Source organism: Bauldia sp. (assembly GCF_020442045.1).
GTDB lineage: Bacteria > Pseudomonadota > Alphaproteobacteria > Rhizobiales > Kaistiaceae > Bauldia.
Genome location: NZ_JAGRLA010000112.1, coordinates 17,236 through 38,324, shown reverse-complemented (window position 1 = coordinate 38,324; position 21,089 = coordinate 17,236). Strand labels below are relative to the sequence as shown.

General features: G+C 66.7%; 22 protein-coding genes. 11 read left to right on the top strand and 11 right to left on the bottom strand.

Annotation, left to right across the window (positions count from 1 at the left end; all coding sequences use genetic code 11):
* Positions 1 to 124: 124 nt before the first annotated feature.
* A complete protein-coding gene (locus KDJ86_RS13010) occupies positions 125 to 1,657 on the bottom strand; it encodes an ATP-binding protein (protein WP_291746427.1) in 1,533 nt (510 codons plus the stop codon).
* On the opposite strand from KDJ86_RS13010, the gene ppk2 reads away from it, so the two are divergent.
* Positions 1,585 to 2,532 carry a polyphosphate kinase 2 gene (gene ppk2 / locus KDJ86_RS13005; protein WP_291746424.1) on the top strand — a complete coding sequence of 316 codons (948 nt, stop codon included), beginning with the start codon at positions 1,585 to 1,587 and terminating at the stop codon, positions 2,530 to 2,532. The genes KDJ86_RS13010 and ppk2 overlap by 73 nt on opposite strands.
* 44 nt (positions 2,533 to 2,576) lie before the next feature.
* On the top strand, positions 2,577 to 4,031 hold the full coding sequence (locus KDJ86_RS13000; protein WP_291746419.1) for a hypothetical protein: 1,455 nt from the start codon (positions 2,577 to 2,579) through the stop codon (positions 4,029 to 4,031).
* A 16-nt stretch (positions 4,032 to 4,047) separates the two neighbouring features.
* On the opposite strand, the gene KDJ86_RS12995 is transcribed toward KDJ86_RS13000, so the two are convergent.
* Positions 4,048 to 5,220, bottom strand: coding sequence for a pyridoxal phosphate-dependent aminotransferase (locus tag KDJ86_RS12995; protein WP_291746417.1), 1,173 nt, complete (start codon positions 5,218 to 5,220; stop codon positions 4,048 to 4,050).
* Positions 5,221 to 5,314: 94 nt separating this feature from the next.
* The gene (gene mscL, locus KDJ86_RS12990; protein ID WP_291746414.1) at positions 5,315 to 5,725 is read right to left on the bottom strand and encodes a large conductance mechanosensitive channel protein MscL; all 411 of its coding nucleotides are present in this window, start codon (positions 5,723 to 5,725) and stop codon (positions 5,315 to 5,317) included.
* A 182-nt stretch (positions 5,726 to 5,907) separates the two neighbouring features.
* On the opposite strand from mscL, the gene KDJ86_RS12985 reads away from it, so the two are divergent.
* The 3 genes from KDJ86_RS12985 to pip are packed head-to-tail and all read left to right on the top strand — an operon-like array spanning position 5,908 to position 8,983.
* Positions 5,908 to 6,153 (top strand): hypothetical protein, encoded by a 246-nt coding sequence (locus tag KDJ86_RS12985; RefSeq protein ID WP_291746411.1) that lies wholly within the window; start codon positions 5,908 to 5,910, stop codon positions 6,151 to 6,153.
* A 4-nt stretch (positions 6,154 to 6,157) separates the two neighbouring features.
* Positions 6,158 to 7,981: a VC_2705 family sodium/solute symporter gene (locus KDJ86_RS12980; RefSeq protein WP_291746407.1), complete on the top strand. Its 1,824-nt coding sequence runs from the start codon at positions 6,158 to 6,160 to the stop codon at positions 7,979 to 7,981.
* 42 nt (positions 7,982 to 8,023) lie between these two features.
* The gene (pip, locus tag KDJ86_RS12975) at positions 8,024 to 8,983 is read left to right on the top strand and encodes a prolyl aminopeptidase (protein ID WP_291746405.1); all 960 of its coding nucleotides are present in this window, start codon (positions 8,024 to 8,026) and stop codon (positions 8,981 to 8,983) included.
* A gap of 7 nt (positions 8,984 to 8,990) precedes the next feature.
* On the opposite strand, the gene KDJ86_RS12970 is transcribed toward pip, so the two are convergent.
* A complete protein-coding gene (locus KDJ86_RS12970) occupies positions 8,991 to 9,404 on the bottom strand; it encodes a hypothetical protein (RefSeq protein ID WP_291746402.1) in 414 nt (137 codons plus the stop codon).
* A 122-nt stretch (positions 9,405 to 9,526) separates the two neighbouring features.
* Between KDJ86_RS12970 and KDJ86_RS12965 the strand changes: the two genes are divergently transcribed.
* On the top strand, positions 9,527 to 9,871 hold the full coding sequence (locus tag KDJ86_RS12965) for a DUF952 domain-containing protein (RefSeq protein ID WP_291746397.1): 345 nt from the start codon (positions 9,527 to 9,529) through the stop codon (positions 9,869 to 9,871).
* Complete coding sequence (locus tag KDJ86_RS12960) at positions 9,868 to 10,944, top strand: quinone-dependent dihydroorotate dehydrogenase (RefSeq protein WP_291746394.1); 1,077 nt, start codon at positions 9,868 to 9,870, stop codon at positions 10,942 to 10,944. Before KDJ86_RS12965 ends, KDJ86_RS12960 begins: the two co-directional genes overlap by 4 nt.
* Before the next feature lie 7 nt (positions 10,945 to 10,951).
* Here the strand turns inward: KDJ86_RS12960 and KDJ86_RS12955 are convergent, their stop codons facing one another.
* From KDJ86_RS12955 to KDJ86_RS12940, 4 genes are all read right to left on the bottom strand, one after another.
* Positions 10,952 to 12,283 carry an MATE family efflux transporter gene (locus tag KDJ86_RS12955; protein WP_291746391.1) on the bottom strand — a complete coding sequence of 444 codons (1,332 nt, stop codon included), beginning with the start codon at positions 12,281 to 12,283 and terminating at the stop codon, positions 10,952 to 10,954.
* Positions 12,284 to 12,377: 94 nt separating this feature from the next.
* Positions 12,378 to 12,653: a DUF6460 domain-containing protein gene (locus KDJ86_RS12950; RefSeq protein ID WP_291746388.1), complete on the bottom strand. Its 276-nt coding sequence runs from the start codon at positions 12,651 to 12,653 to the stop codon at positions 12,378 to 12,380.
* A gap of 78 nt (positions 12,654 to 12,731) precedes the next feature.
* The gene (locus KDJ86_RS12945; protein ID WP_291746386.1) at positions 12,732 to 14,336 is read right to left on the bottom strand and encodes a cisplatin damage response ATP-dependent DNA ligase; all 1,605 of its coding nucleotides are present in this window, start codon (positions 14,334 to 14,336) and stop codon (positions 12,732 to 12,734) included.
* Between the two features lie 118 nt (positions 14,337 to 14,454).
* Positions 14,455 to 15,264 (bottom strand): aspartyl/asparaginyl beta-hydroxylase domain-containing protein, encoded by an 810-nt coding sequence (locus KDJ86_RS12940; RefSeq protein WP_367116802.1) that lies wholly within the window; start codon positions 15,262 to 15,264, stop codon positions 14,455 to 14,457.
* Between the two features lie 205 nt (positions 15,265 to 15,469).
* On the opposite strand from KDJ86_RS12940, the gene KDJ86_RS12935 reads away from it, so the two are divergent.
* Positions 15,470 to 16,093 (top strand): DUF924 family protein, encoded by a 624-nt coding sequence (locus KDJ86_RS12935; RefSeq protein WP_291746384.1) that lies wholly within the window; start codon positions 15,470 to 15,472, stop codon positions 16,091 to 16,093.
* Positions 16,094 to 16,096: 3 nt separating this feature from the next.
* Here the strand turns inward: KDJ86_RS12935 and KDJ86_RS12930 are convergent, their stop codons facing one another.
* Both KDJ86_RS12930 and KDJ86_RS12925 read right to left on the bottom strand, forming a co-directional pair.
* Positions 16,097 to 17,284: a DNA recombination protein RmuC gene (locus KDJ86_RS12930; protein ID WP_291746382.1), complete on the bottom strand. Its 1,188-nt coding sequence runs from the start codon at positions 17,282 to 17,284 to the stop codon at positions 16,097 to 16,099.
* A gap of 102 nt (positions 17,285 to 17,386) precedes the next feature.
* Positions 17,387 to 17,554 (bottom strand): DUF7230 family protein, encoded by a 168-nt coding sequence (locus KDJ86_RS12925; RefSeq protein WP_291746380.1) that lies wholly within the window; start codon positions 17,552 to 17,554, stop codon positions 17,387 to 17,389.
* Positions 17,555 to 17,612: 58 nt separating this feature from the next.
* Here KDJ86_RS12925 and def point away from each other — a divergent pair, with 58 nt between their 5' ends.
* From def to fmt, 3 genes are all read left to right on the top strand, one after another.
* Positions 17,613 to 18,149, top strand: a complete 537-nt coding sequence (def, locus tag KDJ86_RS12920) for a peptide deformylase (RefSeq protein ID WP_291746377.1) — start codon at positions 17,613 to 17,615, stop codon at positions 18,147 to 18,149.
* A gap of 152 nt (positions 18,150 to 18,301) precedes the next feature.
* A complete protein-coding gene (locus tag KDJ86_RS12915) occupies positions 18,302 to 18,559 on the top strand; it encodes a hypothetical protein (protein WP_291746373.1) in 258 nt (85 codons plus the stop codon).
* A 114-nt stretch (positions 18,560 to 18,673) separates the two neighbouring features.
* Positions 18,674 to 19,594 carry a methionyl-tRNA formyltransferase gene (gene fmt / locus KDJ86_RS12910; protein WP_291746473.1) on the top strand — a complete coding sequence of 307 codons (921 nt, stop codon included), beginning with the start codon at positions 18,674 to 18,676 and terminating at the stop codon, positions 19,592 to 19,594.
* Positions 19,595 to 19,603: 9 nt separating this feature from the next.
* Here the strand turns inward: fmt and KDJ86_RS12905 are convergent, their stop codons facing one another.
* Positions 19,604 to 20,950: a hypothetical protein gene (locus KDJ86_RS12905; protein WP_291746370.1), complete on the bottom strand. Its 1,347-nt coding sequence runs from the start codon at positions 20,948 to 20,950 to the stop codon at positions 19,604 to 19,606.
* Between the last annotated feature and the right edge of the window lie 139 nt (positions 20,951 to 21,089).

Here is a 21,089-nt window from a genome sequence, read left to right as displayed (position 1 = left end):
CTCCCTGATTATGGGACGTTTCGGTTCGGGAGCTCGATTGGGCGCCCGTGATGCGAAACCGGACCCTAGAGACGACGGATAATGTTTCTATGACAGTTATTTAACAGTTTTACGACAAGCCAAATCATTGATATTCAATGACTATTTTCCCCGCGTCAACCTTCGGCAAAGTCTCGGCCTGTGGAAAGACGACGCTGAAGACGGCACCGTCACCGGGACGGCTATCGATCCTCATCCGGGCTTGGTGACGCGCCAGGATGTGCTTGACGATGGCCAGCCCAAGCCCGGTTCCGCGGTGCTTGCGGCTTGCATCGAGGTCGATCCGGTAGAAGCGCTCGGTGAGCCGCGGAATGTGCTCCTCGGGGATGCCGGGACCATAGTCGCGAACGGAGACGACCGGTCCGTCCGGCGGGGTTGCCGGCTTCACCTCGACCTCGACGCGCCCACCCGACTGGCCGTATTTACAGGCGTTTTCGGTCAAGTTCTCAAAGACCTGAATCAGCTCGTCGCGATCGCCGGAAACCGGCACCGGCTCGTCCGGGACCTCGGTCACGATCTCGACGCCGAGCTCCTTCGACAACGGCTCCATCGCATCGCGCACGTGCCGGATGATCGAACAGAGATCGACCTCGTCCGACGGGCGCACATGCTGTTTCATCTCGATCCGCGACAGGGACAGGAGATCGTCGACGAGACGGCTCATCCGCGTCGCCTGTTCCTGCATGACGGCCAGGAAGCGTTCCCGGGCGGCCGGATCGTTGCGCGCGGGCCCCTGCAGGGTGTCGATGAAACCGCTGAGCGATGCCAGCGGAGTCCGGAGCTCATGGCTGGCATTGGCGACGAAGTCGACACGGATGCGTTCACTCCGCCTGCGCTCGGTCAGATCGTCGAGGATCAGCGCGACGAAGCTCCCCTGCCCGTGCCCCGCCTCGAGCGGCGCAAACCACGCCGCGAACCAGCGCTCGGTCGGCACCCGCTCGACGAAGTCCACCCCCTCCGCGGGACCGCCCTTGGCGACCCGGTCAAACGCCGCCAGCAGGTCCGGAACCCTCAGCCGGAATGTCAGCGGATCGCCCGCCCGGATCGAAAAAGCCTCGGTTGCGCGGCGATTGGCGAAACGGACGACGCCACGCCGGTCGAGGACCATGCACGGGTCCGGCAACGCTTCGGCAAACAGCTTGATCCCGGTATCCGGCCAGACCGGCTCGATGGGCCGCGACGAAGCCACCGGCCGCGCGACGGCCTCGTCGTGACGGACCAGCGCGACAAGAACGAACAGGGCGGCGAAGAGAACCAGCGCCGCCGTTGCATTGATCGTTCCGGCCGCGGCCAGGACAACGAGCAGCGCCGCGAATGCGACGATAAGCCAACGAGACTGGTGGATCCGCCGAAAGACGGGCAATTCCGGCGGTCCGATGCGGCTGTCCTTGTCGTCGGTGTCGTTCGTCACCATGGAGACCGCTTGCTTCCGGGAGGATCGCCTTGGGTTTGCCAGAATCACCCTCATGGTGACCGGCTGGCGATGCAGGATATAAGCTCGCTTTCGCGGACGCCAACACGCGTCATCAGGGACCAGTCGCACCAATGGGCGAAAAGAAGAAGAACGAAAAGGCAAGGGGGAGCAAGAAGGCCCGGAAAGCGGCCCCGCTGCCCCCATCGATCGTACCGGCCATCGACGCGGCCCGGATCGACACCGAGTTCGGATCGTTCGACCTCGACGACCCCGTCCTTCCGGAATGGGTCGAGCGCGAAGCGCTCGGGTCCGACGGTTATCCCTATGACAAGCCGATCAAGGACAAGCTCTACGAGGAGGAGCTCGAGCAGCTCCAGGTCGAGCTGGTCAAGCTGCAGCGCCATATCGGCGACGGGAACCTTCGCATGGTGCTTCTCTTCGAGGGCCGCGACGCGGCCGGCAAGGGCGGCTCCATCTTCGCGCTTCGCCAGTATCTCAACCCGCGCTCGGCGCGCGTCGTCGCGCTGCCCAAGCCGAACGAGGTGGAGCGCGGCCAATGGTATTTCCAGCGCTATGTCGCGCACCTGCCGACCCATGGCGAGATGGTCCTCTTTGACCGCTCCTGGTACAATCGGGCGGGCGTCGAGCCGGTCATGGGCTTTTGCACCACCAAAGAGCACCGGTCCTTTCTCGAAGCCGTGCCGAGCTTCGAGAAGCTTCTGGTCGACCAGGGGATCATCCTGCTCAAGTTCTGGCTGAACATCGGCCAGGCTACGCAGTTCAAACGGTTTTTCGAGCGCCGCCACAATCCGTTGAAGGTCTGGAAACTATCGCCGATCGACTATACGGCGATGCATAAGTGGGATGATTACACCCGCGCCCGGGACGAAATGTTCGCGGCGACCCACCGGCCGGCCACGCCCTGGTCGGTGGTCAGGGCCAATGACAAGCGCCGCGCGCGGTTGAACATCATTCGCCATGTTCTTGCGACTCTTGACTATCCCGGCAGGGATGCGAACGTCGTGCGTCAGCCGGATCCGTTGATCCTCAACGGTCCGGAACTGCTCGACGAGGCGTAGGCAGGTCGGCGTTTGCCCGTATCCGAAGGACAGATCTCCCGCGCATGAACGATTTCTATTCGGTTCTGACCCAGTCGATCATCGATCGCGGCCTCCGGTCCGCCCGCGATCGCGAGGCGACCTATTCCCAGGCGCGGACCGCGATGATCCGCCGGCTGTGGTCATATGATCCGCCGCTTGCCGAGGACGAGATCGATGCCCGCATCGGTCAGTTCGACCTGGCCGTCGACCAGATCGAGAGCAATGTCCTCGAGGTGTTCGAACGCATGCCGGAACCGGAGCTCGACGTTGAGCCGCCCCGGGACGAGCCGCCGCCAATCATCGACGGCTATGACCGGGAGGCGGACTATGCGCCGGCCTTCGGGCCCGGCCCGGCGGAAGCCGACGCATATGACGGCACGGACGGATATGGATATCCCGAGGAACCGGTCCGGCCGCCACCGCCGCAAAATTCGAAGGAGCGCGGCTCGCTCGTCGATCTGCTGAGTACGCTCGACATCCGAAGCATGGCGGTGGAAGCCGCCCTCAATTCGGACCCGAACGACTTTCCCGAGCCGCCGGCCGAACAGCCGCCGCCGGGAAGCGTGGTCGAGGAGGACGAGCCAGAGGAGGACGTCCGCTCCCTGCTCCCCGTGCCGGTGACCGAGGCCCGGGATATCGCCAGCTACTCCTATTCCTACGAGGAGGAAGCGGTTCTGGTCGAGCCGCCACCGCGGCCGGCGACGCGCCCGGCGCCGCGGTCCCGTGCACCCGCGCCGGAGAGCCGGCCATCGCCGACCGGGCCCCGGCGACAGTCCCGGCCGCGCCCGCAGGCGAAGCGTCCGCCCCGCGGACGGCCGCGGCGCAAGGCGGTCACGCACAGGCGGAGCCCGTCGGACGGACAATTCTCGCGGCGCCAGCTCGGAATCCTGATCGGCGTGGTGGGCGTTCTTGCCGTCGCGCTGATCGCGGTCACGGCCTATATCCTGATGCCGGCAGGCACCGACCGACCGGCTCTCGCCAACGCACCCGGGACGCCTGCCGCCGCGCCGCCCTCGGCGAATGGCCTGCCGCCGCTGACGAATGGCACCATCCACCGCTTCGTGCTGTTCGACGGCAGCGACCCGACGGTCTTCGATACCGATCCGAGCAATCCCGTACGCTTCGACGGCGAAACCGCGCGGGTTGCAACCTCCTCCGCCTCGGCCGGCGCGCGGGCACTGGTCGGTCCGGGCCTCGCGGCCCGGCTCGGCGGCCACACGGTCAACGTCATCGTCGTAGCGCGCTCGGCCAGGGAAAACGGCGCCGCCAACCTGCGTTTCGCGCTGCAGAGCGGACTGGCCGTCAGCTACTGGAAGACTGCCAGCCTGACACAGGAGCTCGAGCCGATCTCGCTGACATGGCGGGTGCCGACGCTCCGCACCGACCCGAAGGGCGATTCGATCGTCATCGAGCCGGGCATCCCCGGTGACGGGACGGGAACCGAAATCAGCGCGATCGTCGTCGACGTCCTCGACTGACCGCGGCGACAGCCGCTCAGGCTGGCTTCAGCCACTCGGCCAGACGGCCGGCCGCTTCTTCGAGCTGGCTGGCGCTCCGCGCGAAGCAGATGCGCATGAAACCGGTATCGTCGCCGAAGGCGATTCCGGGCGCGACCCCGACATTGGCTTCGTCGACCAGCCGCAAGGCCAGCGACCGCGAGTCCGTCTCGCCGTCGACGGCAAAGAACAGGTAGAAGGCTCCATCGGGCTCGGCGAGTCGGACACGGCCGGTCGCCGCCAGCGTCGAGCAGCAGATCCGCCGGCCTTCCCGGGCGCGCGCGACCTGCATCTCCAGGAAAGCGTCCCCTTCGTTCAGCGCCACCGTCGCCGCGCGCTGCATGAAGGCGGCAACGCCCGAGGTCGAATACTGGATCAGGTTCTCGATGGTCTGGCCGAGCTCGATCGGCGCCGACAGCCAGCCGATGCGCCAGCCGGTCATCGCGTAATTCTTGGAGAAGGTGTTGACGTAGAGGATGCGCTCGTCGCGGTCCGCGATGTCGTAGAAGGAGGCCGCGCGCGGGCCTTCATAGAAGAACCGCCCATAGACCTCGTCGGCGATGATCCACAGGCCGCGCTTCGCCGCGAATTGCCGGATGGCCTCCAGCTCCGCGCGGGTCGCCGTCCAGCCCGTCGGATTGGAGGGCGAGTTGAGGAAGATCGCCCTCGTCCGGTCGGAAACCGCGTCGAAGAGCCGGTCGAGATCGAGCGTCCAGCCGGCATTGCCGAAACCCATCGGCACCGGCACCGGCCTCGCCCCCGAAATCGCCACGGCGGCGGTGATATTCGGCCAGCAGGGGACCGGAATCACCACCTCGTCGCCGGTCCCGGCCACCATGCGGGCGGCGATCTGGATCGCCTGCATTCCGCCGCCGGTCACGAAGAACCGCTCGGCGGGGAATTGCCCGCCGAGGAGACGCCCGTGATAGTCGGCGAGCGCTTGCCGAAGCTCGGGAATGCCCCGCTGGTAGGTGTAGAAGGTTTCGCCCCGGGCGAGCGACTGGTTGGCGGCGGCAACGACGAAGTCGGGAGTCGGCAGGTCGCCCTCGCCGACCCACAGCGGTATCAGCCCGGGCCGGTTCCTGCCGTAGTTGAAGACCTCGACGATCCCGCTTTCCGGCGCGTCGCGCGCTTCCGCGCGCAAGGAAGTGATCAGCGGGGAATCGGACATGGCGATGAGACTTCTTGCCGCCGCCGGGCGGCGACGGATGCTGGCCGCGGCGCCGCCCGATGGACCGGCACCGCGACCAGCGGAATTGCATGATTCAGGGCTTCTTGGCGAGAAGGTCGCGGATTTCCTCAAGCAGGACTTCCTCGCGCGGCGGCGCCGGCGGCGGGGCTTCCTCTTCCTTCTTCTTCAGCCGATTCATGGCCTTGACGACCAGGAACAGCACCCAGGCGACGATCAGGAAGTTGATCACCAGCGTGATGAAGTTGCCGTAGGCGAGGGTCGCGCCGGCTTCGCGCGCCAGCGCCAGCGTCGGCTGCGGATCGCCGGACATCTGGATATACATCTCACTGAAATCGACGCCGCCCGTGACCAGGCCGACGATCGGCATGATGATGTCGTTGACAACCGACTGAACCAGACCGCTGAATGCGGCTCCGATGATGAAGGCGACCGCCAGATCGACGAGGTTGCCTTTGAGCGCAAATTCCTTGAATTCCTTAAGCATGAATCGCCCCTCACTTGGTGCGCACCGATTCCCGCGAGCCGATCGGCGCTGCGACAACCTTTGTGCCTAGCGCCAATCGGACGTTTCCGCAATCATCGAGCGCAGGCTTGTCGAGTGCGTGGCGGGCGCGCCCATGCGATGCTGCCGGTCGCGAATCGAACCCTGCGGGAGCCTGACTGCCAATGGCGGATGCGGATTACACCCAGCGGTGGCGTGAAACCGCCATCCTCGCCGCCTCGACAGTCGCGGTAGCAACTGTCGTCATCCTGCTCTTCCTGGGGTTCGTCGGCTCGGGGGACGCCGAGGGATATCCGACCGGATTCGTGCTCGCCGCGACGATCCTGCCCTTCCTGCTCGTCGCTGTCGTATTCTGGTCGGTTCGTCGTCAGGATGTCATCGACCGGCGGCACGGCCTTTTCGAGGACTGACGCCATGGTCTCCACTCCGCACGGCAGCCGGGGCGTCGGCAAGGTCTTCGGCCTTCTCACCACCGCCTTTGCGCTCTTCGTCGTGGTGGTGGCCATGCTCGGCGAGTTCGGGCTGCCCGAGCGGATCGTCACGATCCTGGTGGTCGCGATCACCGTGCTCGCCTATTCGGTCCTCGGTATCCTCGCGCGAACCCTGTCGCTTGCCGATTTCTACGTCGCCGGCCGCAATGTCTCGGCCGGATTCAACGGCCTGGCGACCGCCGCCGCCTTCCTGTCCGCCGCGGGCTTCGTCGGCATGGCGGGCGCCTTCTTCGCCGACGAGAGCGCGGGACTGGCGCTGACCGTCGGCTGGACGGGGGGCTTCGTGATCCTCGCCGTCGTCGTCGCGCCCTACTACCGCAAATCGGGCGCGGTGACGCTGCCGGACATGCTCTCCGTCCGTTTCGGAACGCCGCTCGTGCGCGTCCTCGGTATCGTCGTGCTCCTCGCCTGCTCGCTGCCGCTGCTCGCCGCGGCGATCGCCACGGCGGCGTGGATCGGCGGGCTGTCATTGGGGATGAGCACGAAGACCACCATCATCGTCGTCTGTGTCGTCCTGCTGCTGTCGACGCTGCTCGGCGGCATGCGTGGGGTGACGGCGGTGGCCGGCGCCCAGGCGATCGTCATCCTGTTCGGCATCCTGACGCCGCCCCTGATCTTCTCGCTGCAACAATACCGGTTACCGATCGCCCAGCTCACCTATGGCAACGCCATGGCGGAGAATGCGCTCGCCGGCGGCTCGGCGATCCAGGTGGCGCCGGCCGGGGTCTTTCCGGTCTCGTCGCTTGACGGGTTCAATCTCTTCGCCCTCGCGCTCTGCATCGCCGCGGGCGTCGTCGCGCTTCCCCATGTGCTGGCGCGAAGCGGAACGACAAGCGATATTGCCGGCGCGCGCCTCTCGGCGGCCTGGGGCCTCCTGGTCGTCGCCGTCGTCGCCGCCACCGCGCCGGCGATCGCCGCCTTCGCGAAGCTTTCCATCGTCACCGAGGTGGTCGGCGCCGAGGTCGCGGATCTTCCGCAATGGCTGTTCGACTATGCCGCGAACGGGCTTGCCGGCGTCTGCGGAGTGGCGACGCTTTCAGTCGCGGAGATCAGCGGGGCCTGTGGTGCATCCTCGGTCGTCAACGGACTCCGGCCGGGGGATGTTTCGGTCGCCGCCGATGCGGTCGCCACCGGCTTCGCCGATATCACCGGCCTCCCTCACGTGCTGACCGCGCTGATCGCGGCGGCGGTTCTCGCCGCGGCGCTCGCAACCGCGGGCGCCGCCGTCATCACCCTCGGCACCTCCGCCGGGCACGACCTTTACGGCACCCTGATCAACCCCCGTGCGCCCGCCGGGCGTCGCCTCATCGTCTCGCGGCTCTTCGTCATTATCTTCCTCGTCCTCGGCGGCTGGCTCGCGTCGACGGATCCGGGCGACATCTTCGCGCTTGCCTTCGCCGCGCCGTCGCTGGCGGCCGCGGGATTCTTCCCGGCGATCATCCTCGGCATCTGGTGGCGGCGTACGACCTTCCGCGGCGTCGCGGCCGGGATGATCGCCGGCTTCGGCGTCACCGCCGCCTATGTGGCGCTGCTCCAGGCCGGCACGATCGAGCCGATCTCGATCATCGGCCTCACCGAGGCCGGCATCTCGCCAGCCGCTTCCGCGATCATCGGCGCGCCGCTCGGCTTCGTCGTCACCGTCGTCGTCAGCCTGCTCAACCCGGCGCCCTCGGCGACGCGCCTGGCGGTGGTCGATGCCATCCGGCGGCCGACCGCCGATCCGGTTCTGGAAGACCATGCCGTCTAGATCGTCCTTCTCCTCCCCCGCCTGTCCGGAGTTTCCGACCTGATGACCGCGCCACTATCGTTGTTTCCGCCGATCCAGCCCAACCGCGTCGAACGCCTGAAGGTGTCGTCCCTGCACGAACTGCATGTCGCCGAATACGGGAATCCCGACGGCAAGCCGGTTATCCTTCTCCACGGCGGCCCGGGGGCCGGCACGAATCCGACAATGCCGCGCTTCCACGACCCGGCCGTCCACCGCATCATCATGTTCGACCAGCGCGGCTCGGGACGTTCCACGCCGCATGCCGAACTGCGGGAAAACACCACCTGGGACCTCGTTGCCGACATCGAGCGCATTCGCGACCACTTCGGCATCGAGCGCTGGCAGGTTTTCGGTGGCTCGTGGGGCGCCTGCCTCGCCCTCGCCTATTCCGAGACCCATCCCGACCGGGTGACGGAGATCATCGTGCGCGGCGTCTTCACCCTGCGACGCAAGGAGCTCCTCTGGTTCTATCAGGACGGCGCCTCCAACATCCTGCCCGAGGCGTGGGAGAGCTTCGTCGAGCCCATCCCGGCCGCGGAGCGCGGCGACATGATTTCCGCCTATCATGCGCGACTGACCGGCGACGACGAGACGGAACAACTCGCCTGCGCCCGCGCCTGGAGCATGTGGGAAGGCGCGGCGCTGTCGCTCCTGCCCAATCCCGCCAGGGTCGCCGCCTTCGGCAACCCGACCTATGCACTCGCCTTCGCACGGATCGAATGCCACTATTTCATCAACGGCGGCTTCTTCGAAAGCGACGGCCAGTTGATCGCCAATGCCGGGATCCTGCGCGATATCCCCGGCGCCATCATCCATGGTCGCTACGATGTCTGTACGCCGGCCTTCATCGCCTGGGATCTGCACCGCGCGTGGCCGCAGGCCGATCTCAACCTCGTCCCGGACAGCGGCCACGCGATGACCGAACCGGGAATTGTCGCCGGGCTCGTCGCGGCGACCGAGCGTTTCAAGAAGCGGCGCTGACCGCCGGTCAGCTGCTCGGCTGCCGCTCGCCCCTGATGTCGCGGACCAGTTGGATCAGCCGCTCGACCAGCAATTCGGCGAAGCCCGGCTCCTCGACTTGCCGGGCGGCCGGTGGCGCCGAGGCCGCCGGCCCGGATCCCTCCAGAACGGTGAGGCGTTCGCTCAGTTCGTCGACGCGCTGGTTGAGCGCACGAACCTCGTCGGTCAGGGCCTCGACGGCCGCCTCGTCACCGGCAAGGGACTCGCATCGCCAGACGCCGTCCCGCCGGGTGCAATGGGACATGGCACCGGTCTCGGTATCGAGCCGGATGAAGCCATCGACGCTTGGTTCGACCGCATAGCGCCCGGTGCCGGCTTCTTGTGCCGAACCGGTCGCCATCGTCAGGCCGAGCAGGCCGGGGACGAGCAGGCTGAAACGCATCACTCCCGGTTCCACCTCCGTCTGGTCGGCCCGTTTCTACCACGAAATGGACCACGTGTGGCCTTGCCCCCGCGTCGGCGGCTGCCTACGGTCCGCCAACGCGATTCCACGGGCGAGGACCGATGACCGCCATCTACAAGATCTGTCCGGCGCCATTGTGGCGCGAGGCCGAGGCCACGGGCGTCTTCCACGGCGCCGGAATCGACAGGCAGGACGGCTATATCCATTTCTCGACCGCTGCCCAGGTGGCGGAGACGGCGGCGCTGCATTTCGCCGGTGTCGAGGGCCTGTTGCTCGTGGCTGTCGATGCCGACCGGCTCGGCGACGCGCTCCGCTACGAGGCGTCGCGCGACAACGATCTGTTTCCGCATCTCTTCGCCCCCCTTGCCCTCGACGCGGTGATCTGGGTGAAGCCGCTGCCCCTCGGACCCGGCGGCCGCCACCAGTTCCCAGACCTCGCCGCATGAGCGGGAGCTACGACCTTCTTCGCTCGATCCTCTTCTCGCTCGACCCGGAGCGCGCCCACAGGCTCGCGCTGAAGGCGCTGGCGGCCGGGCTCCATCCGCGACCGGAGCGGCGGATACCGGGACTAGGCCAGCAACTGCTGGGCCTCGACTTCCCGAACCCGATCGGCATGGCCGCCGGCTTCGACAAGAATGGCGAGGTCCCGGACGCGCTGCTTGCCCTCGGCTTCGGCTTCACCGAGGTCGGCACGGTGACGCCGAAGCCGCAGCCCGGCAATCCGAAACCCCGCGTCTTCCGCCTGCCGAGGCACCACGCCATGATCAACCGCCTCGGCTTCAACGGCGAAGGCCATGCCGCGGTGCATCGCCGGCTCGCCGACCGGAAGCGGGTCGGCGTCGTCGGCGTCAATGTCGGCGCCAACAAGACGAGCCCGGATCGCACGGCCGACTACGCGGTCGGCATCGCCCGCTTCGCCGATGTCGCCGACTATTTCACCGTCAATATCTCGTCGCCGAATACGCCGGGGCTGCGCGACCTGCATCATGAGATCGCTCTTTCCGAGCTGCTGTCACGCATCTTCGAGGCGCGCGACCTTGCGCGGAGCCGGGTACCGATCCTGCTGAAGATAGCCCCGGACCTCGACGAGGCGGCGCTTCAGGCCACCGCCGAGATTGCGCTCAGGTCCGGCGTCGAAGGCATGGTGGTCTCCAACACGACCGTCGCCCGCGATGCGATCGCCGACGATCCGCTCGCCGCCGAGGCCGGCGGATTGTCCGGGCAGCCCCTCTTCCGCCGCTCGACCGTCATGCTTGCCAGGGTGCGGCGGATCGTCGGCCGGGACATGGTCCTTGTCGGCGTCGGCGGCGTCGACTCGGCCGGCACGGTCCTCGACAAGCTCAAGGCCGGCGCCAACCTCGTCCAGTTCTACACCGGCATGGTCTACGAGGGTCCCGGTCTGCCGGCGCGCATTCTCGCCGACCTGCCGAAGCTCCTGGCGCGCGACGGCGCGGCGTCGATATCCGACCTCGTCGGCCGCGACGTCGAAGCATGGGCGGCGGGCGGACCGGCGGCCTAGCCGGCCGTCAGTCGGGAAACGCCAACGCGACCTTCGCCCGCGACCGCCAGAGCAGTGACAGCCCCCGAATGCCGAGGAAGAGAAGCAGGGCGATCCACAGGCCGGAGACACCGAGGGCGGGCGTCAACAGCCACCAGGCGAGGATATAGAATGCCAGCGACAGGAGCATCATGTTGCGCATGTCGGATGACCAGGTCGCGCCGATGAACACCCCGTCCATCTGGAAGGCAAGCGTCCCGACCAGCGGCGTCAGCGCGGCGAAGGGCAGGTAGAGCCGCGCGGTTTCCTGTACCGCGTCGTTGGTGGTCATCGTGTCGATGATGAGCGGCCCGCCGATCCAGAAGACCAGCGTCATGACGAGGCCGACGACCAGCCCCCAGCCGACGGTCAGCTTCAAGGACCGGTCGAAGGCCGGGCGATAGCGCGCGCCGATCGACCGGCCGGCGAGCTGCTCGGCCGCGGTGGCAAGGCCATCGAGGAAGAAGGACCCGACGAAGAACAGCGTCATCAGGATCTGGTTGGCGGCCAGGATCACGTCGCCATGGGAAGCGCTGCGCGACGTGAAGAAGGCGAAGGCGAAGAGCAGCGCGAAGGAGCGGATCATGATGTCGCGATTGACCGCGATCATCCTGAGGATCGCCGCCCGTTCGAGGATGACGCCGCGATGCGGCAGCGCGGCGCGGTTGATCAGCCGGAAGGCGATGAGGAAACCGACCACCGCGGTCAGCACCTCGGCGGCGAAGCTTGCCCAGCCGACGCCGGCGACGCCGTAGTCGAGCCCCAGCACCAGGACCATGCTCAAGGCGATATTGGCGCCGTTGAGGACCGTCTGGAGGAGGAGCGCCAGCCCGGCGCGGTTCAGGCCGATCAGCCATCCGAGGATCACGTAGTTGGCGAGCGCGAAGGGCGTCGCGAGCACGCGCACGCCGTAATAGGTGCGGGTTGCCGCCTGAACCTCGTCGCTGCCGCCCATCAGCGACAGGGCGACATCGAGGATGATGTCCTTGAGGGCGAGGACGGCAAGGCCGATGGCGATCGCAACGATCAGCGCCCGGAGGAAAGCCGCGTCGACCTCGGTCCGATTCTGGGCGCCGTGCGCCTGGGCGGTCAGGCCGGTGGTCCCGCTGCGCAGGAAGTTCATCGTCGTGAAGACGATGTCGAAGATCACCGCGCCGAGGGCGATGCCGCCGATCAGCGCCGCGTCGCCGAGCTGCCCGATCACGCCCGTGTCGACCAGACCGACCAGCGGCGTCGACAGATAGGCGAGCGTCATCGGCAGGGCGATGGCGAGCACGCCACGATGCGTGACCTCGAACGGAAGAATGGCAGGCGCGGACATCGACAAGGGACCCGAATGAAGGCCCGGCTGATATCACGTCCGGCGGATTCGCGCTTGCCCAAATCCCGTCGCCGGCGGTGGCCCCGGCTTCGGGTCAGCCCTCGCGACGGCCCACCTTGAGCAGGCGCATGATCAGCCAGATCGGAACGACGACCACAGCCCCGAGCAGGAAGTAGCGGAATATCCACTCGATCGTGCCGAAGCCCATGTTGTAGATCCGCATGGCCAGCCGCTGAAGCCCGCTGACGATGTCGTAGGGAGAAACGCCAAGCAGGTTCAGGATGATGCCGACGACGATCGACATTACGATGAGCTGGAAAATCACCCGGCCGGGTGATCCGCCGATGAAGCGCGTAACGGCACCGCTCATGGATCCGGTCTCCAAGACATCTTGCCCGCTATATAGGAGACCGGTTCCCGATTTGGAACCGCGTATGCGCGGCGGGAGCTAGTCCCGGATGAGCGCTTGCAGGGTCTCGAGCCGGTCCGCCTCGGCGGGCGGCTTGTCCCAGCGAAGCCGCGATACTCGGGGAAAACGCATCGCAATCCCCGATTTGTGTCGGGTCGAGCGCTGCAGCCCCTCGAAGGCAACCTCCAGAACCAGCCCCTGCCCCGCGGTATGCACGACCTCGCGCACCGGCCCGAAGCGGTTGACCGTATTGTTCCGCACGAAACGGTCGATTTCAGCCAGCTCCTCGTCGGTGAACCCGAAATAGGCCTTTCCGACCGGAACCAGTTCGTCGCCACCCTCACCCGCCCGCCAGACTCCGAATGTGTAGTCCGAATAGAAGGAGGATCGCCTGCCGTGGCCGCGCTGGGCGTACATCAGCACCGCGTCGGCGACATGGGGGTCGCGCTTCCACTTGAACCATGGCCCCTTCGGCCGGCCGGGCTCGTAGACCGAGTCCCAGCGCTTCAGCATGACGCCCTCGATCACCGGCTCCGGCGGCGACGCGCGCAGCGCCTTCAGCGCCTCGCCGTCGCTGAAGGCGAGCAGCGGCGAGATATCGAGATGCTCCGGCGAGGCGTGGCCGACGAGCCTCTCCAGCCGATCCCGCCGATCCCGGAAGGACATGCCCCGGACATCCTCCCCGCCAGCGACCAGGCAATCATAGACGCGCAGAAAGGCAGGGTGGCTCGCCATCAACCGGGCCGAGACGGTCTTGCGGTTGAGGCGTTGCTGCAATTCGGAGAAGGAGCCGGTTGCGAAACCCTCTTCGCCGCGTCGGCCGATCAGCAATTCGCCGTCGAGCGCCCCTTCGAAATCCAGCGCATCGACGACGTCGGGAAAGGTGGTCGAGATATCGTCGCCGGTCCGCGTATAGAGACGGGCGACGTCGCCTTCGCGGACCGCCTGGACGCGGATGCCGTCCCACTTCCATTCGGCCGCATACTGGTCCGGGGTGATCGCGCCGAGGTCTTCGTCGCCGAGCGGATGGCTGAGCATCACCGGGCGGAACGGCGCGGGGATCGTCGAGCGCGGGCGCTCGGTCCGCCCCTCGAGCCAGCCGAATAACGGCTCGAACGGCGGCGTCAGCCCCGGCCAGACCTCCTCGATCTCGTTGATCGGCTTGTCGCCGAAATCCGCCAGCGCCTGCTTGGCGAGCCGTGCCGAGACGCCGATCCGCAACCCGCCGGTGACAAGCTTGATCAGCGCCCAGCGGCCGCTTGCGTCGAGCGAGTCGAGCATCCCCTCGACGAGCCTCGGGCCGTCGCTGCGCGAGGCGCGCATCAGGCGCTCCACCGCTTCCCCGAGGCTCGGCGGCCGGTTGGCGCCCGGCCGTTCGGGCCAGACCAGCGAGATCGTCTCGGCAAGATCGCCGACATAGTCGTAGGAATAGGCGAAGAGCACCTCGTCGACCCGGTCGGTGACGAGGGCGCGCAGCATCGCCGGCTTGACCGCGGGGATCGACAGGTCACCGGTAAGCGCGGCGAGCGCGTAGCCGCGGTCGGGATCGGGAACCGTTCCGAGATAGTCCACCATCAGCCGCAGTTTGACGTTGCGCTGCGGCGTCAGGACCAGCCGTTCGAGAAACGCGGCGAAGGCATGCATGATCCCTATCCAGCCATTCAGCCGCCCTCGACCAATGGGGTCACGCGCGACGCCCGACAAGCGCCGCATGGTCGCGGAAGCCGTCGCCGCACGATCGTGGAATCGGTCGGCGCATCGCTCAATGCGCCGCCTTGTCGGCGTCGTGGCGTCCGAAGAAGATACGCTCCCACCGCTTCTGCGCCGCGTAGCCCTCGCGGATGAAGGGCGTCCAGCGCGCGATCCACAGCATCGCACCATTCAACAGGCTGCCGGGAAACCGCTCGGGCTTGGCGAAGTCGACGAAGAGCACGACGCGAACCTCGTCGGAGTAATTCCATGCCTCGTGCCGGTAGGCATCGTCGAAGATAAGCGCCTTGCCCTCCTCCCATCGGCACACCTGGTCGGCGATCCGGATCGCCACGTCGCCGGTCTTGGGCACCTTCAGCCCGAGATGGAAGCGGAGGACGCCATTATAGGGCCCGCGATGCGGCGGCAGGTGCTTCCCCGGCTCGAAGATCGAAAACATCGCCGCCTTGAGGCCGGGGATATGCCGGAGCGCGTGCCAGGTCTCGGGGCACAGGCGCGTCGCTTCCTCGGAGACATGGCCATAGCCGCACAGCATGAAGGTCCGCCAATTGGTATCGACCGATATCGCCTCGACGTCGCGCGCGATTTCGTGGAACCCCGGCAACTCGTCGCGGCGGACCAGCAGCCGGTCGAGCTCGGCACGGATCGCGGGAGTGGCCGCCTCGACCTCCGACGCCCAGGGAAAGGTCCGGGTGTCATAGACCGGCGGATTGCCGACCGTGGAATATTTCAGGTTCCGGTATTCTATCCAGCGCATCAGGGCCAGCCCCAGGCGGGCAAGTGCGGTCTGATCCCCGATGTTCGCCTGAAGCTCTGGCGTCATCCGCTGGCGCGCGAGAACCTCTTTGACCGATTCACCCATCTCTGGAATCTCCGGTCTGTTGAACGGGCAAATCGTATCAGAAAGCCGCATCGCGCCAAATAGTTGCGAATGCTTCCGGATCGTGACCGCTGGCCTCGGCGCCGGCGGATGATCGGAACGGCAGCGGTTCCCGCTTGCCGCTCGCGCCGGCTGGGCTACAAACGACGTTCATGCCAGGACGCCATACTCCGCGAAGGACGCCTATATGCCATCCGAATCCCAATCCGCGCTCAAGCCCGTGCTCCGCGACATCCACGCGTGGTGGTTCGGTCCGCTCGCCGCGCCGACCGACCGCAATCCGGACAAGGCGGAAATCTGGTTCAAGCGCTCGGACGAAACCGACGCCCATATCCGTGACACCTGGGGGCCGTTCATCGCCGAGGCGATGGCGGTCGCCTGGGACCTCGACGATCTCACGCGCGAGGAGCAGGTCGGCCTGGTCCTCCTCCTCGACCAGTTCCCCCGCAACATCTACCGCGAGACCGGAGACGCTTTCGCCTCGGACCGCAAGGCGCGCGCAATCGCGGAGGCATTGCTGATCGACGGCCCCGACCGCTTCTATCTCGTCGAACAGACCTTTGTCTGCCTGCCCTTCATGCACAGCGAGTTGATCGCGGACCAGGATCGCTGCGTGTTGCTGTTTGCCGGGATGGCGGTGACGGCGCCGGAAGAACTGGCGGAGAGCAAGCGGAACGGTCTCGACTTCGCTACCAAGCACCGCGACATCATCCGCAGGTTCGGGCGCTTCCCCCACCGCAACGGGATGCTCGGCCGCGAGTCGACCGAGGAGGAGGCCATCTTCATCGCCAAGCATGGCAGGGGATTCTGACGCCTACCGTCTCTCGCCGATCGCCTGGAAAGGGAGTTCCGGCGGCCCGTCCGAATTGGCCGCCGGAGGACGCTTCTGCGGCTTGTCCTCGACCTCGATCTCGACCGACTCGATGCCGGCGCCGCGCTTGGTGATCTTGCCGGCCGACACCTCGATCTGCTCGATGTCCTTGTTGGCCTGGGCGAAATGGCCCTTCAGCCGCTGGACCCGGTCGTCGAGGCGGGCGACGTCCTCCATCATGCGGATCACCTCATGCTGGATGACATGCGCCTGCTCGCGCATGTTGGCGTCGCGCAGCAGCGACATCACCACCTGCACCGACAGCATCAGCAGTGACGGCGAGACGATCACCACCCGCGCCCGGTGCGCCCGCTGGACGATGTCCTCGAAGCGTTCGTGAATATCGGCGAAGATCGATTCCGACGGCACGAACATGAAGGCGGTGTCGTGGGTCTCGCCGGGGATATGATAGCGCTCGGCGATATCCTGGATGTGCTTCTGGGTATCGCGACGGAACCGCGTCTCCGCCGCCTTGATCATCTCCGGATCCTCGGCGGTGCGGATCGTGTTCCACGCCTCCAGCGGAAACTTGGCGTCGATCACCAGCGACGGCGCATCGTTGGGAAAGAGCACCAGGCAATCCGGCCGCGTGCCATTCGACAGCGTCGGCTGGAAGGCATAGGCGCTTTTCGGCAGCCCGTCCTGGACGATCGCCTGCATGCGGGCCTCGCCGAAGGCGCCACGGGTCTGCTTGTTGGCCAGGATATGTTGCAGCTCGACCACCTGGCTCGAAAGCGAGGTGATGTTCTGCTGCGCCTTGTCGATCACCGCCAGCCGCTCGGCCAGCCGCGAGAGATTCTCATGCGTGCTGCGCGTCGTCTCGCTCATCGTCTGGCCGAGCCGATGACCGAGCCCGTCCATGCGTTCCGACAGGCCGCGAACCAGTTCCGACTGCCGCGAACCGAAGACTTCCGCCATCGTCTGCATGCGGCCCTGCATCTCCGTCTGGGCGCGAACCAGATCGGCGACCCGAGCCTCGAAGGCCTGGCCGCGTTCGGCCCGGGCCAGCGCTCGCCGCCAGGCAATCAGCAACGCCACGAGAAGCAGCACGGCAACCGCCGCTCCGGCCAGGACCAGCGCCTCACCGAGCGTGACGACACGTCCACCGATCTGGAAAATCTCTTCGCCCATCGGCACAGGTTATCCGATTCGGACGAAGAGTACAAATCATGAACAAATACTCGGGCCCGCGGTCAGCTCCGCATTCGCGGCGACATCGCCGCCAGCGGCCGGCTACTCCCCCTCCTCGACCGCGGGCCTGGGATGCTTCGGCCGGCGGATGTAGGCATCCCTGCCCTTCTCGACCTTCGGCTTATACGGGCCCTTGCCGAGCACCTTCGCATGAGGATTGCGCGGCGGCTTGCCCGGCCGGGGCAATGGCGGTGGCTTGGGTTTCTTCATCCTTCCATCCGACGCGCCTTGGGTTGACCCCGCCGCTCGCCTTCCATATCTGAGACCGGTGGCAAAGCTCGATATCATCACCCTTCCGGACAGGAAACTCCGACTCGTCAGCGAGCCCGTAGAGCGGGTCGACGACGAACTGCGTCGGTTCGCCGACGATATGCTGGAGGCCATGTATGCGGCACCCGGAATCGGGCTGGCGGCGATCCAGGTCGGCGTGCCGCGGCGCATGCTCGTCTGCGATGTCGCCCAGCGCGAGGACGAGGAGGCCGAGCAGGATCCCATGGTCCTGATCAACCCGCAAATCCTCTCGTCCTCGGACGGGCGGACGACGCGGGAGGAAGGGTGCCTGTCGATACCGGACTATTTCGCCGAGGTGGAGCGCCCGGAGTCGATCCGCGTCGCCTATATCGATCGCGACGGCAAGAACCAGGAGATCGAGGCTTCCGGCGTCCTGGCGACCTGTCTGCAGCACGAGATCGACCATCTCAACGGCAAGCTGTTCATCGACTATCTGTCGAAGCTCAGGCGCGACATGGTGATCAAGCGGTTCACCAAGCAGGCAAGGCTGTCGCCCCGACCGGCTGCATTATAGTCCCCGGTCCATTCGCATTTCCTCAACCCTTTCAATGCGTTTGTCTCCTGCTCGGGAACAAATGCGCTGCTTCCGGATTGTCTTTTACGGGAACTCGTGACGGTAATGGTGCCGGCCACGTTGCCAATGAAGCGATTCAGGGAGCGATACCTATGAGGAAGCTAGTCATCACCGTCGCGGCCGTGTCCGGCCTCGCGCTTACCAGCGCTGGCTGCACGACCGGCCAGGGGGCATTGGTCGGCGGCGCGGCCGGCGCTGCGGCCGTCGGACTGGCGGGCGGCTCGCTTGGCGCGGCGATCGTCGGCGCCGGCATCGGTGCCGCCGCTGGCGCCATCCTCGTCCAGCAGACCGGCAACACCTGCTACTACAAGTACAAGGGCAAGTATTACAAGGAGAAGTGCCGCCGCTAGGGCCACCCTCCGCGGGATTCCAGGCCGGCCGGCGGTCTTTGCCCCGGCCGGCTTGAGAGTGTGGATGCGACAGGGTATGCCGCTGCCTTGATCCGAACCGGCACAGGCACGACCTTGCGCATCGTCTTCTTCGGTACCCCCGCTTTCGCCGTCCCGACGCTCACCGAGATCGTCGGCCAGGGCCACGAGGTGGTGGCGGTCTATTCCCGGCCGCCGCGAGCCGCCGGTCGCGGACTCTCCTTGCGCAAATCGCCGGTGCATGAGACGGCGGAACGCTTCGGCATTCCGGTCGAGACGCCACGGAGCCTGAGGGACGACGAGGCCTCGGCGCGCTTTGCGGACATCGCTCCCGATGTCGGCATCGTCGTCGCCTATGGCCTGATCCTCCCCGCGCCGATCCTCGACACGCCGCCGGAAGGCTGCCTCAACCTGCATGCGTCGCTGCTGCCGCGGTGGCGCGGGGCCGCGCCGATCGCCCGCGCCATCATGGCGGGCGACAGCGAAACCGGCGTCATGGTGATGCGCATGGAACAGGGCCTCGACACCGGGCCGGTGGCCATGGCCGAGCGGGTCCCGATCGGGGCGGACGCTACCGCCGGCGAATTGTCGGAACAGCTCTCCCGCCTCGGCGCCGACCTGATGGTGCGGGCGCTTGCCGCCCTTTCGCGCGGCGGGCTCGAAACCGTCCCGCAGGCGGAAGAGGGCGTGACCTACGCGTCCAAGATCGACAAGGCGGAAACCCGCATCGACTGGAGCCGTCCGGCCGAGGAGGTCCACAACCACATCAGGGGGCTGTCGCCGGAGCCCGGCGCATGGTTCGAGGGCAAATTCGGCCGCAACCCGGAGCGGATCAAGGTGCTCCGCTCGGCGCCCGCCGATGGCTCGGGGGCGCCCGGAACCGTGCTCGACGAGCTGACCATCGCCTGCGGGAGGGGCGCGGTCCGCCTCATCGACCTGCAGCGGGCCGGCAGGCAGCCGATCAAGGCCGACGCCTTCCTGCGTGGCGTTCGCGATCTGCCGGCGTCGGTCGCCTGAACCATCGCATCAGTCGCGCCCGAGGAAGAACGCATAGCCCCGGGCGCTGTTCGGCGATTCGAACCAGCCGCGGGGAAAGAGATCCGGGCGCGCGCCGACCAGTTCGCGGATCCGGACGGCGATCTCCGGCTCATAATCACTGAATTCCAGCCAGGTGACGATGCCGCTGAGCCGGCTGAGGTTGTCGTCTTCCTCGTCGATCGGCTCGGATTCGGTTGGCGAGACGTTGCCGATCACCTCGTTGTCGCGAACGATGTATCGGAGGAACGTGTCGGTGATCGCCCTGACCAGCGACTCCGGCACGTCGAATCCGGCGGCATAGGCGCGGTAGATGAGCGGCACGGTCTGCGACGCCTTCCAGATCCGCTCCGAATATTCGAGACCGTTGTTGCCGATGCTCTGGTCGGCGAAATAGGGGAAATACTTCCAATGGACCGTATCGTCGGCCTCGGTCGTGACGCCGGCCTCGAAGATCTTGAGGATGTCGCGGACCCGCTTGGCGGCGTCCTCGTCTCCGTCGAGCAGAAAGAGATTGACCAGCACGCTCCCCAGCGTGTGGATGTGGTTGGTCGCTTCGGGTCCGCCGGTCACCGGCCTCGCATACCAGTCCATGTCGGTCCCCTCGATCGGGAACCGGTCGTCGTCGAATTCGGCGATCGCGGTCCTCGTCGCCGCAATGAAGCGATCCGCGTCGGGCTTGTAGGCGGCGAGCGCCGGGTCGTTCTTGACGATCACGGCGAACTTGCTTGCCGGATAGGTGATCCGCGCGGTGTGGGTGATATGGGCGAGCCAGGCGCCTTGCCTCAGGGGATCGGCCCAGAACCACGGCAGCTCGCGATACTCGCCCCAGGCCGCCATGATCCGGCGGTGGTATTCGTCACCATAGCCGAGCTCGCTGTCGCGCAGGTCGAGGACGCCGTTGAAATAGGTGACGAAGAGATCGAGGAACCGGCGGTCGCCGGTTTGCTGATAGGCCGTCAGCGCCGCCTCGCAGACATAGCCGCCATTCCAGGCGAGCTGGCCGCCCCGCCTCTGGCCGAGGTTGCGGGTCGTCCGGAGAACCTGTTCCGCCTGAGCCTCGAGGTAGTCGTAGAGGACATTGGCGTCGAACGCGGTGGTGATCAGCAGCCGGTAGGCGCCATCCGCGTCGAGGCCGGCCGTGCCATCGGGCAGGAAGCAGCCGAGATGCTCGACCGATCGCGGCTCGGCGCCTTTCTTCAGCTTCCGCCACACCGTCCGGTAGGTCTCGTAGGCGTGGCCGGGGGCGAGCGCATCGTCGCAATCCGAGGCGGCAAGGGCGGAGCCGCTCCCGACAAGGAGGAGGACGAAACCAAGAAGGAGAACGGGAGCACGCATGGGGCGCCGACGCATCGGATGAAAACGGGCCGCGAAGCTAACGGCGGTCCGGTTGAGCTACAATCCGGGCTGGTGCTTTTTTGAGGCAGCCGACGGCTGCCATGGCGTCGCGGCTTCTGGCCGTCGGGCGAGAAATCCG